This is a genomic window from Propionivibrio sp. (genome assembly GCF_049316945.1).
Lineage (GTDB): Bacteria > Pseudomonadota > Gammaproteobacteria > Burkholderiales > Rhodocyclaceae > Propionivibrio.
Map to the genome: position 1 here is coordinate 1 of NZ_JBMOJE010000120.1, position 13,716 is coordinate 13,716.

Genomic DNA, 13,716 nt, shown 5'->3' on the forward strand with positions numbered 1-13,716 from the left:
CTGTTCGCGCTGACTTTGTGGACATCACAATATCCTAGAGGTCAGGTCGTCTGAGTATGCGGATCGGTGATTGTGCGAATGATTGAACCTGGCTTGTGAATCCCGGGTCAACGTTTGAGTAATGCCGAAGGTTTTATCGTCATTTTCGCTGGCTTGGCTGCAATCCGCATGAATAGGCGATCTACAAGGCATGCCAGTGAAGAGTGGCGTATTCATTGGCTTCCAACGAATAGGCGTTGTAGATGTCCTGTTGGCGCGGCTTGCAGCGTACTCCTCGGGGCAATCACCAGCCGGATTTGCCAATGGTTAAATATTTTTCGAGTTCTGGAATAGAAACAGGATTTTCGTCGTTTATGTCGTTGTAGGCCCCCTAACGGTCATGGCTTTGTAAGGCGCCCCAAATTATGAAAGCCCTGCCCGTTTCCCTCACCCCCGACCCCTCTCCCAGAGGGCGAGGGGAGATTCGAGAGTCGCTAGCGCGACTTTCACGGTAACGGTCATGCCTGTTTCCCTCCTCCCCAACCCCCTTCTCGCGGAGGTCCAGGGGAGATTCGGGAATCGCGCACGACTTTCACATTCAACAGCAAAGGAGAACATCATGAAAGTTCATCAACTCGTACTTGCCCTGCTTCTGTCCGCCAACCTCGCTGCCAGTTCTGCCAATGAGACCAAACCCGCCGCACCGGCCATGGTCTCCAGCGGCATGCTCACCGGCAGCAACGGCATGACGCTTTACATCTTCGACAAGGATGCCGCCGGTAGCGGCAAGAGCATGTGCAACGACGCCTGCGCCACCAATTGGCCGCCACACTTTGCGATGAGTGGCGATACCGCCAGCGGCGACTACAGCATCATCACCCGCGATGACGGGAAGAAGCAGTGGGCGTTGAAGGGCAAGCCGCTCTACTTCTGGTCCAAAGACCAGAAACCGGGCGACAAAACGGGCGATGGCTTCAATAACGTCTGGCACGTCGCCAAGCCCTGATCCATCACTTGTAAAGTGGAAAGCAGCGCGATCCTGGCCGAGATTCCCCGCCTGCGCCGTTATGCGCGGGCAATGCTCGGCGATCGCGCGGCGGCCGACGATCTGGTGCAGGACACGCTCGAACGGGCCTGGTTCAAGTTCCAGCAATGGCGAGTCGGCAGCGATCTGCGCGCCTGGCTGTTCAGCATCATGCACAACCTGCGCGTCGACCAACTGCGCCGCCCGTCCGTGCCCACACATTCAATTGATGAGGATGATTTCGAGTTGCCGACGCGTCCCACGCAGAGCGATGATCTGGAAATAAGCGATCTCGAATCGGCTCTGCGCCTGGTCCCGGATGAGCAGCGCGAAATCCTGCTGCTCGTTGCCCTGGAAGAAATGAGCTTTACGGAAATCGCCGCCGCGCTGGGGATTCCCGTCGGTACCGTCATGTCACGCCTGTCACGCGGGCGGGAAAGGCTGCGCATGATCATGGATGGCCAGCAGCCAGCTACCCGGCTGAAAGTCGTGCGATGAGCAAACTTCCGATCAGCGAAGCCGAGCTGCAAGCCTGTGTCGATGATGCGCTGCCCGAAGCACGGCGTACCGATGTCGCGGACTATCTGGCGACACACCCCGAAGATGCCGAACGGGTGCGCGCCTACCAGCTTCAGAAGCAGGCACTCAGGGCGTTGTTCAACCCGGTGCTTGCCGAGCCGTTGCCGGAAAATCTGAGTGCGCTGGCATCCCCTCCGCCGATTGCCGCCATCGCACCTCCCGCCAAGCCCTTCCTGGCGCGCTGGTCGCTGCAGCGCTTCGCCGCTGGCTTCCTTGTCGCACTATTCAGCGGCATTGCCGGCTGGCTGGCGCACGGCCAGTATGAGCCTGCGGAGGGCATCGCCAGAATGACCCCACTGCCCCGTCAGGCAGCGGTGGCGCACGCGGTGTTCAGCCCCGATGTACGTCGCCCGGTCGAAGTTAGCGCTGAAAATGAAGACCAGCTCGTTGCCTGGCTTTCCAAGCGCATGGGTACGCCGGTGCGCCCGCCCAAACTGGGTGCGCTCGGTTTCGAACTGATTGGCGGTCGACTGCTGCCTGGAAACGTCGGTCCGGTGGCCCAGTTCATGTATCAGGACGCCAGCGGGCAGCGGCTCACGCTCTACGTTTCCACCGAAAACACCAGCAACCACGAAACCGCTTTCCGCTTCGCGCAGGAAGGCACGGTCAATGTCTTTTACTGGATCGACGGCAAGTTTGGCTATGCAATTTCGGCCAGTATCGACAAAGGCGAACTGGCGCGCGTGGCGACAGCAGTTTACGAACAGATCGAACGCAAGTAACAACACACCCCAAGGAGACAGTGATGAATCAAAAAGTCAGATTGTCCGTAGTTGCCGCTTTGGCGATCACGACCGCAGGAATCAGTTCCGGGATATTCGCCGGGCAAAGTGTTCCCGACAAGAAAATGGGATTTTTCGTAACCAGTGTCGGTTCAGGAAAGGGCGCTGACCTGGGCGGACTGACCGGCGCAGACCAGCATTGCCAGGCACTCGCGCAAGCCGTCGGCGCCGGCAAGCGCACCTGGCACGCCTACCTGAGCACCAGCGCAACGGGACCCACGCCGGCGGTCAATGCCCGCGACCGCATCGGACATGGCCCTTGGTATAACGCCAAAGGCGTACTCATCGCGCGCAACGTGGATGAACTTCACAAGGCTAACAATCTCACCAAACAGACCGCGCTCACCGAGAAGGGCGAGGTGGTCAACGGGCGGGGTGACAAGCCGAACATGCATGACATGCTGACCGGCTCGGACGCACAGGGCCGGGCTTTCCCCGGAGACCTGGATACCACCTGCGGCAACTGGACAAAAAGCGGGGAAGGTTCGGCTCAGGTCGGTCATCACGACCGGATAGGGCTTGATGAAAAACTGCCCGCCAAGTCATGGAATCATTCGCATCCGTCGCGCGGATGCAGCCCCGAGGGGCTGCGCAGTTCGGGCGGCAGCGGTTTGTTTTATTGCTTCGCCGTCAAGTAACCCGCTACCGCGGGGTAGGGGGTTACACCCTTCTCCCGCGGGAGAAGGGCCGGGGATGAGGGCTTGCGACAATGGAATCACATCCAACTGAGGTTTTCAGGATGAAGGATTGGACCACGCGGGGCTAGACAGCAGACGCATTGCTATCCGGTTTGGCGATGTCACTATCTTTGGCTGACACCAGAGTGTCCTTGGCCTTTTGTGCCAGCTTTGTCTTGCGTCGCATCGCCTCGGCTTCGATTAGTTGTTCGAGAGAGCGAACCTCTGCCGGCTCCGAGCGATTGAACCGTTTGAAATAGCATCCGGCGATAAATTCCTGAAGCGGCACTTTCCACTGCTCCTGCTTTTGATTTGCTATCGAACCCATTTTCTTCGGATTCATTCCCAGTTCGCGGGCCATCTGGATGTGCGCGTGACTCAGCTTGAATCGACGCCTGGCATCGATCCACGGCTGGAATTTCAGAGGGATCTTATTCATCTTGGCGAGCTCGATTCAAGGAAACTTCCGGGCCTGTTGGCGGTAATAGAGTGCTTGGCAGCATGAGCTCTGACGTTTGAATTCACCGGACGCTGCGCGGCTTTATCGCGCAGCGTCCGGTGGAATGACGGGTTAGCGCTCATCTTCTTCAGTACCTGAATGCGCCCTTGCAATTCGGACAAACGAAGTCAATTTGCTCGGGAGTTGCGCTTACGGAGTGCCTACAGGTTGGGCACGTTACGGTTTTTGTGGGAACGGACGGCTGGTTCGTGATCGAGTTCTTTGGCGTGCCCACTGAAGCCGATGAAGGCTTCGGATTCTTGGTTTGTCGTGAGGCGGTTTTCAGTTGGGGTATCTCGGAGATGCTTGGTCTGCGAGTAGCTGAAATGCCTCGTTCTCTTAGGTGGGCGATGAGTGGGTCAAATCCGTTGTCCTTTGAAATAATGTGAAATGCCGCTGATGGGAAACGCGAGGACAACTGCCCAATCCAAAAGGCAATGTGAAAATCCAATGCGTTCTTGCCGTTTCCAGAAATCTTTACGTATGTCGCATTTGGACCCATTTGCTGGAGTGCGGACGCAATTTCAAATGACACTTTGGTTTGGCTGGCGCCAACAAATACGATGACGCTAAATTTGGCCTGTTCTACAGCCGACAGAGAGTCTGGCTGTACGTTTTCAAAGTCGATGAGTATGAAATTGGTGTTCAAGAGTGAGTCTTCCTCGTGATGGGCGTTAACGAAACGAATAGTCGACGACAAACATGTCGTCCAATCTGGCCGGATGTCCAATAAGCTGGGACACCGGACAGCCCTGAAGCCTTGCGCTGCAATGATCTAGCTCCTGTGCTTGCATATCCCCCCCCCTTTAACTGTGCCAACAAGCTGGACATTCCCCGTATTTGTTGAATATTGGGTAAATCGGCATAGCGGCATCAAGGGCGATAGCATACGCCAAGATAGTGCGACTGACTTCTATTTGGGAGCGAGACTGAGCAATGTGCTGGATAAAACGCCCCCTATCAATTCCCGTGCTTGCCTGCCGTCATCGACGCTCTGAATGGATCGGGGACGGCAGTTTGCGCTACTATGGCGATCGCCTAATTCCAGGAGTCCAGATCAAATGACCGCGCTATTCAACCCGCTCAAGCTTGGGGCGCTGACCGTCCCGAATCGCATCATCATGGCCCCGCTGACCCGTTGCCGGGCTGACGCCGAACACGTTCCGACAGCGCTGATGGCCGAGTATTACGCGCAGCGTGCCAGTGCCGGATTGCTTATTGCCGAAGCCACCATGGCGATGGAAGGCAACTCGGCATTCTGGATGGAGCCCGGAATCTACTCCCTCGCCCAAGTCGCCGGCTGGAAGCTGACGACCGATGCCGTGCATGCAGCAGGTGGCCGGATATTCCTGCAGATATGGCATGGCGGACGAGCCTGCCATCCGCTGCTCAATGCCGGCAACCAGCCTGTGGCGCCCAGCCCCATTGCCATTACCGGTGACGAAGTGAATACGCCGCAAGGCAAACAGCCTTATGTCGTCCCGCGCGAACTTGGCGATGACGAACTGCCAGGCATAGTCGCCGGATTCAGGAAGGCCGCCGAGAATGCCAAGGCCGCCGGTTTCGATGGGGTCGAGGTGCATGGCGCCAACGGCTACCTGCTCGACGAGTTTTTGCGCGACGGCGCCAACAAGCGTGTTGGCCCTTACGGCGGCGCGGTCGAAAACCGGGCGCGGCTGATGTTCGAAGTGCTCGAAGCCGTCAGTAGCGTCTGGGGCAGCGATCGGGTCGGGCTGCGCATCTCGCCGCTGAACAGCTACAACAGCATGATCGACAGCGATCCGGTCGGGCTTTCCACCTGGCTTTCTACCCGGCTCAACGACTTTGGTCTGGCCTATCTCCACGTCATGCGCAGCGATTTCTTTCAGCAGCAAAGCGGCGACGTGATGACTCCGGTTCGCGCGCATTACAAGGGTGTGCTGATTGGCAACATGGGCTATACCAGCGCAGAGGCCGAAACAGCGATTGCCGAGGGAAAGCTTGACGCCGTTGCCTTCGGTACCGGTTTCCTGGCCAACCCCGACTTGCCGGCCAGGATCAAGGCCGGGGCGCCCTTGAACCAGCCGAATCCAGCCACTTTCTATACCCCGGGGCCTGAAGGCTATACCGATTACCCGGCATTCAGTTCGTTGTAACGGCCGGATATGTCATTGCAGCAACAAGCAGGCACGGTTGCCGGCCCGGCTTCTGCAGAGTTTCTGGTGACCTGCCTGTGTGCGGAATGGTGTGGGACCTGTCGGGATTACAGGCCCGGCTTCGATGAGCTGGCAAAGCAGTTTCCGGATACCCGGTTTCGCTGGCTGGACATTGAAGAGCACGCCGACGATATGGGTGATCTGGATATCGAAAATTTTCCGACGCTGCTCATTCAGCGCCGGGAACTGGTGCTTTTCTTCGGAACGATGTTGCCCTACTTGAATCATTTGCAACGCTTGATCGAAACCTTCCTGGAGCAGACAGCGGAACAGAGCCGGGACTATGTTCTGTCAAATCCCGAGCGCTGTAGCTGGCAGGAGAATCAGGATCTTTCTCATCTTGGGCGCTAGAAGTTGCTGGCCGAAAATACCAACAACACTTCTTCTTGAGCAAGGGTTACCTGCTGAGAAATTAGCGGCGTTTCCGGCTTCGTCCACTACGTGCTTTTTCCCGGTGGAGGATTTTCTGCGCCGTCTTGTCGAGTTCAACCGGGTGCTCGGCTTCGAGAGCGCGCAAGCGTTCAGCCACCTCGCTCAAGGAGAGCGGGAAGCGTCCGCCCTTGCAGGCAAAGACAATCTTGTTGTCGCCATCATCCGCATCGACGACGACAGTTTTTTCATGGAACGAATCGCTGATCCTGCCGATATAACTGCCATAACCGGTATCGTCGGCGCACAGGTTGACGACGAGCACACCGCCTTGGCGCAAGGCGGCATGGCAGTGATCGTAAAAAGCGGCGCTGCATAATTGGCCGGGTTGCCCGCCGCTGTCAAAACCATCGACCAGCAGGACATCAAGCGATTCGATTTCGCAACGCACGAAATCGGCGCCATCGGCACAGATGATCCGGAAACGCTCGTTGTCCTGCGGGATGCCGAAGTCCTCGCGTAGCGCGATGACCTCGGGGGAAAGTTCAATCGCGGTAAAATCGCTGTCGGGGAGCCGGCGACAACAGTACTTGGCCAGTGATCCGCCACCGAGGCCGATCATCGCGATGCGCTCAGGCTTCGGCTGAAAGAGCAGGAAACCCATCATGGTGCGCGTGTAGTCGAGTATCAGCCGTTCGGGATCGGCCTTGAGCATGCGGCTCTGGATCGTCGGAAAGCCAAAGTGCAGCGTTAACTCGCCGTTCTCTTCGTACAGGAGGGGTGTTGCTGTAACGTAAGTGTCATGAGAATCTCTGATCATGGGAACATTATCGCAGCCCGAGCGCTCCAACTTGTAAAATCTCCCCGGTTTTCTTGACCGTTACAGATGTCAGTCTATGTTTGCAAGGTGCAGCTTTCATGCCCTTGCCACTTTATACTGGCTTTAATCAGACCACTACCTTGAGTACAAAAATGAAATCCACCGTCAATCCCGCTGAAGCACCTCTCGCCATCGCTACCAAGGATCTGAACGCGGCGATCAACCTGCGCCTCGCCCTTCTCGGTTTGCCGCTCGCCGCCGATGCCGGGGGGGCGTCGATTACCGGGCTGATGGCGCCGATCCTGGCCCGTCAGCGGGAGCTGAGTCGACGCCTTGCCGATCGTCTGTGTCCTGCCGATACGCGAATTCAGAATTTTCTGAAGGAGTATCTGGCGGATGTCGGGTCAGCGCCCCATCTGCCGGGCCGGACGCTGGTGCTCGATCAAGCGGGCCTGGCGCGTGGCCTGTCGTTGCCGGCGCATGGTGATTTTTTCAAGTCGCCGTTGCTCAGCAGCTACCGTCTGCGCAATGGCGTGCTGCACAATCCGGCCAATGATCGGCGCACCACGGCCGGCGTTTTTCACATCGCCGAGGGTGGTTTGCCGATTCCCGACGACAAGTTGGCGGTGCCGAAAGCAGTTTTTTCCAAACTGCTGGCCCTGGCGCTGAATCCCCCGGAAGAGTCGCTGCAACTACCGTTCACCGCAAGCGAGGCGGCACCGGCCAGTTGTTTCGTCTCGCTGCTCTTGCGCCCGCTGGTGGTGCCTGCCGTTCCCGGCTTTACCACCGAGAAGCGGATGGAAACCCGCTTCTTCGTTCCCGGTGCGCTGGTTTCCAATCTCGATTTTGTCGAAAGCATTTTTGGCAACGCTGGCGATCCTTACCTGCCGGAGAATGATGCTTCGCTCGATCCCGATAGCTGGACCGGCCATACCGGTTGCGTGATTCTCGCGCCGCATCTGACGCATGTGCCCAAGCACCTGCTCGGCCTTCCGCACTGGGACGCCGCCACCGCGCTGCAACGGCGCGACGGCATGTGCTACAAGAGCGAAACCGAGCTCTATAACGGGGGCAGTGCATTCAAGCTGTGCGCCCGGGATCAGCGCGGCGTGATAGTGACCATCATCGCCGACAACTATTTCGGTTACTGCAAGAAGGAAGTGAAAACGCAGATCAGCTATTCGGCGAATCTCTTTGGCTCTGCCGAGGAAGAGCATTCCGGCGGTGCGCTGGTTTTTCCGAGTTACAACGAGGGGCTGGAATATACCGACCTGACGGCGGATGACGGCTACTCGCTGCAGGAGGTGCTGGCGCGCGATGCCGAGCGTTTTGAACTTCAGCCCGCCGGGCATGCGCTTGATCGTACCCAGCAGCATATAGTCCTGGTGCCGGAAAAATCGACCTTCAGCCTGCGTACCCAGACTGTTTCCTGGTCGACGCCTGGCGGCAAGTCGTCCTCGATCAGGCTGCAGGCCGGGAAAACCTACATGGGACCCAATGGCTACCGGATGCAGATGGAGCCATTGGGTGCCGACCGCCATCAATGGAACCTCGTCGGCACCTCGGCGGAAGTGACCGCCTGCCACAAGCCGGCGACCGTTTCCGGCGGTGGCAAGTCGGAGATATCCAAGGCGATTTCGGATGCCATCCTGGTCGGCTATGTTTACGTGGCCGACCTTGAAAAGGATATGGATGCCGTTGCCGCCATTCTTGCGCGCGATTTCTCCGAACGTTTCAGTGATCTGGAGAAGAACGGCGCTGACCACCGCCTGATTCTGAGCCGGGAGCGCTCCATGGGCAGCGTCATCAAGCTGCTGACACCGTCGAGCCGCGACTATGACGAGGCTTACAACACTTGGCTGCGCGCCATCCCGCAACACGTCAAGGAACTTGTTTTCGTGGTCAAGCGGTACCACCGGGCGGAATGGGGCGATGACTGGCGAAGCCATTATTCGGTCGACCTGATCAACGGCCGTCCTGGCTATGCGCTGAAGCTCGATGGGCGCACGCTGAACGTGAATACCTTGCGTGTAGGGTTCGAGAAAGACGGTTCCTGGCGGGTCTTCGGTTTGCGCCATGACTTCCATCCGGCCAGCAAAGTACAGACCGAAGACGACATCACGGCCAGCGTGGTCGCACCTGCCGGGCTGCTTGCGGGAGAGGACGGGGCGTTCTCGCGGAAATTTGTGCAGAATTGCGAATACCGTCTGTTCCAGAGACCGGATGACGCCATTCACCGCGGCTATGATCGCCAGGCCGAGGCCGACATCGCCACCCCCGGAACCTTTATCTCCAACTTCCAGCCGCTTGATGGCACGGATGCGCGTGAACTGGTTGAAGATGCCATCGGTTTCAGTGCCTTTACCATTCCCATGCAGCAACTGATTGAAGCCGCTGCCGCAGCGCCCGAGGGTTCGTCGCCAGCCTATTTCGTATCATCGGCGCACCCACGGCTGGTCGATGGCAAACCGTCAAAGAACCCGCGTTATTTACAGTTGCGCCCCGACGTTGCGCGCCCGCAAGACACGGCCGTTGCCGATCTGGCCATGCGCTTGTTCCGCAAACAGTCGAGTGCCGAGCCGCTCATTACGCCGGTGCATGTGGTGGCCGCCGGTCGCCGCAACAATCCTCCGGAGGGCGGCATCCGGGCTCTTTGTCCCTACAATCCGCTGCACTACATGGAGTTGCCCGAACTGTTTATCGAGTTCATCAGCTCGATGACCGGAAAGTCGCCTTCGACGACCGGGGCGGGTTCCGAAGGCGCGCTGACCAAGGGGCCGTTCAATGCGCTCCCGGCGATCATCGACCTCAATGCCGCCTTCGTCTCTTTCGCACTCACCGGCTACGACGGGTGGGTTTCCTCTGCCGGTTACGTCGGGCCGAAAGTGCGCGTCGAGCACGATGTCAGTTTGCTGGTGCCCGAGGTTTTCGCACGCATGAGCCCGAGCGAGCGCAACGCGCAAAACCTGATCGCCAGAGGCGCACTGGAACGTGTGGTGGATTTCGAACACGCTGGCCAAACCGTTCTCGCCAGTCGGCTCGGCTACCGGATGACCTCGCGCCTGGCGAGTACCTACTTTGGCCGGGTTTTCCTGCATCCGCACGCGGTGTTCACCGATGAAATGCTGCGCCCCGAGTTGCAGGATATGGACATCTTTGCCGACGGCGTGGCCAATATCGTGGCGACGCATCAGCGCGTTGCCGAAAGCTACTTCACCGACGGCAGCATTTCGCTGGCCTGCCCGCCGCTCAGAGCCTTGCTTGAAATCATGGCGCACGGCAAAAGCGAACAAGGCCATGGGCTCGAGTCGCCGGAAGTACGTTCGTTGTTCACTCGTGAATGCGTACTTGCCAGCAACTGGTACGCGGCACGCCTCGATGCCAAGCAGCGCAGTGACGAGGCGCGGTTGACACGTGCTGTGGCCTCGCTCTACGAGTTTCTTGATCGTCCCGACAATGCCGGGGTGGCTACCCGCCTGGGGCTGGCGGCGCGACGCGCCAAGGCCCAAGGCGAGCGGGTCCGCGTCGGCTCGGCGGAATATCGTGCCGGGCTGGTCGGCACCATCGGCCTGCAGCCGCTAGATGACGTTCGGTGAGTTTCAGGCTGCGGGGATTGTTTTTTCTGTACGTACTGGCTCTGGCCTTTTCCGCCGCGGCCGATGATGCGCTGTCGGCTTTGTCTGCCTCGTCCGATCCTCAGTTGGGCGATTGCGTCATGTTCCGCGAAGGTGGCGTCGGCCTTGTTCTCAAGACGCCGACGTATTGGCTGAAAGGTACGGTGGCCAAAATTTCCCACGAGCGACGGCAGGCGGGTCGTTGCCCGGAAATCGGCAAGCTGATTCAAACCTACACCCGCGACGACTGGGTGCGTATGGCTGCGGCCATGCCTTGTGTCGATAACGATTCAGATGTGCGAGAAGTGGATGTACTGCGCCTCAGCGTGTCAGTCGAGGAGTGGGAGACGCCGTGGTCGAAGCAGCATGGAACCACCGGTTGGCTGTTTCGCGGGTATTTCCTCGACAAGCCTTTGAAACAAGGCGGGCTGATCGACATGGACGCGACATGGCTGGAGCATTGCGAGCCTCGCACGTGAGTGCAAGGCCGTAACCGCTAGCCTGCATGCTGCGTGGTACTGCTGCGAAAAGGGGAATTCGTTTCGCTGTTACGTATTTGGCTTTGCTGATGAGGAGTTTTGCTTCTCCATCGCTTCTTGCATTTGCTGTTGCATTTGCGTTTGCAACTGTTGCATCAGTGCCCACGGCCACATTGCGGACTGCAGAGGATCGACGGTGCTGTCCTTGGCGTCGGGAGCTTTCGGCGATTTGGCGAACGGTAAGCTTGCCGCTACTACCTGATCAGGCTTGATGTTGCTGATCTGGCGGACCGCATTGAGTGTGCTGCACTGCATCTCAAGGGTCTGGATGGTCAACTGCAGCATCGACAGGTTCATCTTTAGCCAGCCTTCGACCGCTTTGAGGTCGACCAGCCGCTTTTCCAGTTCGTCAACATCGAAAGTCGGTGTGACCATCCCTGGTAGAGAAAAGCCCATTTTCCCCCAGAGGTTCCGGGTAAAGTCAAGCGGGTCGTTTGAAGCGCTGCTGTTCGACATGTCGAAACTCCGGTAAGGTAATTTGTCTATCATAGCGCAAACTTCGTTGCGGGATGTGCCTTGCTTAATGTTAAAGTAATGCTTGATCATTACCCAATCTCATTCGCCACCATGGTTAAATTACTCGTTGTTGAAGATCACGCCTTGGTCCGGGAGGGGCTGGTACAGACCTTGCGTCAGTTGGAAGAAGGCGTTGAGATTTTCGAAGTGGCTGATCATGATGGGGCGAGCGCCCTGCTAGAGCAAGAACATCATTTCGATTTGATGGTGCTTGATCTCGGGTTGCCCGGGATAGATGGGCTTTCCTGTCTGAAGACTTTCCGCCAGAGCTATCCGGCAATGCCCGTCGTCATTCTGTCTGCCTACGACGATGCGTTAACCGTGAGCAAGGCAATGAAATGCGGTGCTGCCGGCTTTGTTCCAAAAACTTACTCCAGTGAACGGTTGTTGGCGGTGTTGCGTGAAGTGCTGGCCGGTGGCGCATTCACGCCGGATCTTTTGCCGAGCACTTATGCCCCGAACTCGCCGTACCCGCTGATTGGTGGTGATGAAGATCCGTTGGATTACGGGTTGTCCAAGCGACAGGCAGAAGTGCTTGGCCTGATGGTTAGCGGCAAGTCCAACCGGGATATCGCAGGACAACTCGGCTTGTCCGAGGGGACAGTCAAAATTCATCTCACTGCGATATTCAAGGTGCTTGGAGTTTCGAGCAGAACCCAAGCCATGGTCGTCGTTGCACGCCATGGCATCAGGTTTTGATCATTGCAATCAGCGCTGGTAGCAGTACAGCCTGGTATGCCTTGCATCGTCAATCTCGACGACGCTGCTGGCGGCAACTCCCGGAATCGCAAAACTGTTGCTGATAAAGAGGCTTCCGGGACGCATCTCGCCCTGAATCTTTTCCCATAGAGCGGGCATGGGGGCAGGGGAAAGAAAAGCGTAAACCACATCGTACCCTGCAAGATTGACTCGCCAGATGTCACCCCAGCGCCATTTGCAGTTAGCCAGACCGGCCGTGCGGAAATAACCGGCTAGCCAAGTGGCAGGTGCATTTTCGACTCCGGTGAATTGTGTTTCCGGCTGTGCCTTGGCCAACGGGAGCACTACGCTGCCGATGCCAGCCCCGAGGTCGATAAAGCGCATGCCCGGGCGGGTTGGCATGAGTTGGGCCAAGGCGGCTGCGGTATCATTGTTGGAAAGGTAGAGCGGTATCTGGCCGGAGAGTGCGCCGCGATAAACCAGCAGCAGAAGAATGAAAGCCAGCAAAAACCAGCCTGGGTCAATCGACAACGCGGAAATTCCCCAAGCCAGCGGGGCGAACAGCGCATGGATCAGCCACCACCACCAGGGTTGGCGTGTGAGAATGGCGATCAGCAGGGCGACTGCGCCGATTGCCAAGGCGGTTTCCGGCCAAGGCAACTCTTCACCGCGGAAGCCAAAGTACGGCCATGCCAGCGAAAGCACGGAAAATACTGCAGCGCACTGCAATGTCAGTTGGCGCATGTGCGGACGAGTCTGCTGGCCAATTTGCAGATCGATGCCTTTGTCAGGCTCAGAGGGTGATGAAGGCAATGCCTTGCTCCGCAGTGTGACCCAGTATTGTATCCCGTGCCGCTCTGATACGTTCGGCAAGCCATCCGTAAAAGCGCAATAATAGATGCAAATCGGCTCGCTTCCTGCTATGATATTGCCCGGCTCGAAATAAACTGTTTGACAATCTTTGGTTGGGGCGTCACACTTTTGGGTTCTGAGTTGGAGGGATACCCAAGCGGTCAACGGGATCAGACTGTAAATCTGACGGCTCTGCCTTCGAAGGTTCGAATCCTTCTCCCTCCACCAAGTATGTAGCTGTAGGTGGTTTTGATTGGTTTTGCTGCGGGTAAATGGTTGCGCGGGTGTAGCTCAATGGTAGAGCTGAAGCCTTCCAAGCTTAAGACGAGGGTTCGATTCCCTTCACCCGCTCCACGCTGCGGCTGGAAAATTGTTTTGGGTTGCAAGCAGGATGCCCATGTAGCTCAGTGGTAGAGCACTCCCTTGGTAAGGGAGAGGCCGGCAGTTCAATCCTGCCCATGGGCACCAATGTTGATGCACCAAATTTTTTTAACTTCTAACGTTTTGAGGTACCGGCAATGGCTAAGGCAAAATTCGAACGTACGAAGCCGCACGTAAACGTCGGCACGATT

14 protein-coding genes and 3 tRNA genes are annotated in these 13,716 nt (G+C 57.7%); 12 read left to right on the top strand and 5 right to left on the bottom strand.

Annotation, left to right across the window (positions count from 1 at the left end):
- Positions 1 to 598 precede the first annotated feature (598 nt).
- The 4 genes from ACOYNV_RS20830 to ACOYNV_RS20845 are packed head-to-tail and all read left to right on the top strand — an operon-like array spanning position 599 to position 3,002.
- Entirely contained in the window at positions 599 to 985 is a 387-nt protein-coding gene (locus ACOYNV_RS20830) for a hypothetical protein (protein ID WP_422901732.1), read from the top strand.
- 15 nt (positions 986 to 1,000) lie between these two features.
- The gene (locus ACOYNV_RS20835; protein ID WP_422901733.1) at positions 1,001 to 1,501 is read left to right on the top strand and encodes an RNA polymerase sigma factor; all 501 of its coding nucleotides are present in this window, start codon (positions 1,001 to 1,003) and stop codon (positions 1,499 to 1,501) included.
- On the top strand, positions 1,498 to 2,304 hold the full coding sequence (locus ACOYNV_RS20840; RefSeq protein WP_422901734.1) for an anti-sigma factor family protein: 807 nt from the start codon (positions 1,498 to 1,500) through the stop codon (positions 2,302 to 2,304). Before ACOYNV_RS20835 ends, ACOYNV_RS20840 begins: the two co-directional genes overlap by 4 nt.
- A 23-nt stretch (positions 2,305 to 2,327) precedes the next feature.
- A complete protein-coding gene (locus tag ACOYNV_RS20845) occupies positions 2,328 to 3,002 on the top strand; it encodes a hypothetical protein (protein ID WP_422901735.1) in 675 nt (224 codons plus the stop codon).
- Between the two features lie 124 nt (positions 3,003 to 3,126).
- On the opposite strand, the gene ACOYNV_RS20850 is transcribed toward ACOYNV_RS20845, so the two are convergent.
- Both ACOYNV_RS20850 and ACOYNV_RS20855 read right to left on the bottom strand, forming a co-directional pair.
- Complete coding sequence (locus tag ACOYNV_RS20850; protein ID WP_422901736.1) at positions 3,127 to 3,480, bottom strand: hypothetical protein; 354 nt, start codon at positions 3,478 to 3,480, stop codon at positions 3,127 to 3,129.
- A 148-nt stretch (positions 3,481 to 3,628) separates the two neighbouring features.
- Positions 3,629 to 4,270, bottom strand: coding sequence for a PIN domain-containing protein (locus ACOYNV_RS20855; protein ID WP_422901737.1), 642 nt, complete (start codon positions 4,268 to 4,270; stop codon positions 3,629 to 3,631).
- Positions 4,271 to 4,601: 331 nt separating this feature from the next.
- On the opposite strand from ACOYNV_RS20855, the gene ACOYNV_RS20860 reads away from it, so the two are divergent.
- Together ACOYNV_RS20860 and ACOYNV_RS20865 are read left to right on the top strand one after the other, a co-directional pair.
- Positions 4,602 to 5,675, top strand: coding sequence for an alkene reductase (locus ACOYNV_RS20860; protein ID WP_422901738.1), 1,074 nt, complete (start codon positions 4,602 to 4,604; stop codon positions 5,673 to 5,675).
- A 15-nt stretch (positions 5,676 to 5,690) separates the two neighbouring features.
- Positions 5,691 to 6,086, top strand: coding sequence for a thioredoxin family protein (locus ACOYNV_RS20865; protein ID WP_422901739.1), 396 nt, complete (start codon positions 5,691 to 5,693; stop codon positions 6,084 to 6,086).
- 61 nt (positions 6,087 to 6,147) lie between these two features.
- Here the strand turns inward: ACOYNV_RS20865 and ACOYNV_RS20870 are convergent, their stop codons facing one another.
- Positions 6,148 to 6,924, bottom strand: coding sequence for a transferase (locus tag ACOYNV_RS20870; RefSeq protein ID WP_422901740.1), 777 nt, complete (start codon positions 6,922 to 6,924; stop codon positions 6,148 to 6,150).
- Between the two features lie 152 nt (positions 6,925 to 7,076).
- On the opposite strand from ACOYNV_RS20870, the gene ACOYNV_RS20875 reads away from it, so the two are divergent.
- Together ACOYNV_RS20875 and ACOYNV_RS20880 are read left to right on the top strand one after the other, a co-directional pair.
- Positions 7,077 to 10,520, top strand: coding sequence for a hypothetical protein (locus ACOYNV_RS20875; RefSeq protein ID WP_422901741.1), 3,444 nt, complete (start codon positions 7,077 to 7,079; stop codon positions 10,518 to 10,520).
- Between the two features lie 17 nt (positions 10,521 to 10,537).
- Positions 10,538 to 11,017: a hypothetical protein gene (locus tag ACOYNV_RS20880; RefSeq protein WP_422901742.1), complete on the top strand. Its 480-nt coding sequence runs from the start codon at positions 10,538 to 10,540 to the stop codon at positions 11,015 to 11,017.
- 69 nt (positions 11,018 to 11,086) lie between these two features.
- Here ACOYNV_RS20880 and ACOYNV_RS20885 read toward each other — a convergent pair whose 3' ends face one another.
- Positions 11,087 to 11,533 carry a PhaM family polyhydroxyalkanoate granule multifunctional regulatory protein gene (locus ACOYNV_RS20885; RefSeq protein WP_422901745.1) on the bottom strand — a complete coding sequence of 149 codons (447 nt, stop codon included), beginning with the start codon at positions 11,531 to 11,533 and terminating at the stop codon, positions 11,087 to 11,089.
- Between the two features lie 78 nt (positions 11,534 to 11,611).
- Between ACOYNV_RS20885 and ACOYNV_RS20890 the strand changes: the two genes are divergently transcribed.
- The gene (locus tag ACOYNV_RS20890) at positions 11,612 to 12,292 is read left to right on the top strand and encodes a response regulator (protein ID WP_422901743.1); all 681 of its coding nucleotides are present in this window, start codon (positions 11,612 to 11,614) and stop codon (positions 12,290 to 12,292) included.
- A gap of 9 nt (positions 12,293 to 12,301) precedes the next feature.
- Here the strand turns inward: ACOYNV_RS20890 and ACOYNV_RS20895 are convergent, their stop codons facing one another.
- Positions 12,302 to 13,105 (bottom strand): class I SAM-dependent methyltransferase, encoded by an 804-nt coding sequence (locus ACOYNV_RS20895; protein WP_422901744.1) that lies wholly within the window; start codon positions 13,103 to 13,105, stop codon positions 12,302 to 12,304.
- A gap of 182 nt (positions 13,106 to 13,287) precedes the next feature.
- On the opposite strand from ACOYNV_RS20895, the gene ACOYNV_RS20900 reads away from it, so the two are divergent.
- The 3 genes from ACOYNV_RS20900 (at position 13,288) to ACOYNV_RS20910 (ending at position 13,612) form a co-directional block, all read left to right on the top strand.
- Positions 13,288 to 13,372, top strand: a tRNA-Tyr gene (locus ACOYNV_RS20900).
- 52 nt (positions 13,373 to 13,424) lie between these two features.
- Positions 13,425 to 13,498, top strand: a tRNA-Gly gene (locus ACOYNV_RS20905).
- 39 nt (positions 13,499 to 13,537) lie between these two features.
- Positions 13,538 to 13,612 (top strand) — tRNA-Thr (locus ACOYNV_RS20910).
- Positions 13,613 to 13,716: the final 104 nt, after the last annotated feature.

What these genes read in the sequence shown, in the direction of transcription:
- ACOYNV_RS20830 (WP_422901732.1), top strand. Translation starts at nt 599, where the DNA reads ATGAAAGTTCATCAACTCGTACTTGCCCTGCTTCTGTCCGCCAACCTC.
- ACOYNV_RS20840 (WP_422901734.1), top strand. Translation starts at nt 1,498, where the DNA reads ATGAGCAAACTTCCGATCAGCGAAGCCGAGCTGCAAGCCTGTGTCGAT.
- ACOYNV_RS20845 (WP_422901735.1), top strand. Translation starts at nt 2,328, where the DNA reads ATGAATCAAAAAGTCAGATTGTCCGTAGTTGCCGCTTTGGCGATCACG.
- ACOYNV_RS20850 (WP_422901736.1), bottom strand. Translation starts at nt 3,480, where the DNA reads ATGAATAAGATCCCTCTGAAATTCCAGCCGTGGATCGATGCCAGGCGT.
- ACOYNV_RS20860 (WP_422901738.1), top strand. Translation starts at nt 4,602, where the DNA reads ATGACCGCGCTATTCAACCCGCTCAAGCTTGGGGCGCTGACCGTCCCG.
- ACOYNV_RS20870 (WP_422901740.1), bottom strand. Translation starts at nt 6,924, where the DNA reads ATGATCAGAGATTCTCATGACACTTACGTTACAGCAACACCCCTCCTG.
- ACOYNV_RS20875 (WP_422901741.1), top strand. Translation starts at nt 7,077, where the DNA reads ATGAAATCCACCGTCAATCCCGCTGAAGCACCTCTCGCCATCGCTACC.
- ACOYNV_RS20885 (WP_422901745.1), bottom strand. Translation starts at nt 11,533, where the DNA reads ATGTCGAACAGCAGCGCTTCAAACGACCCGCTTGACTTTACCCGGAAC.
- ACOYNV_RS20890 (WP_422901743.1), top strand. Translation starts at nt 11,612, where the DNA reads ATGCTTGATCATTACCCAATCTCATTCGCCACCATGGTTAAATTACTC.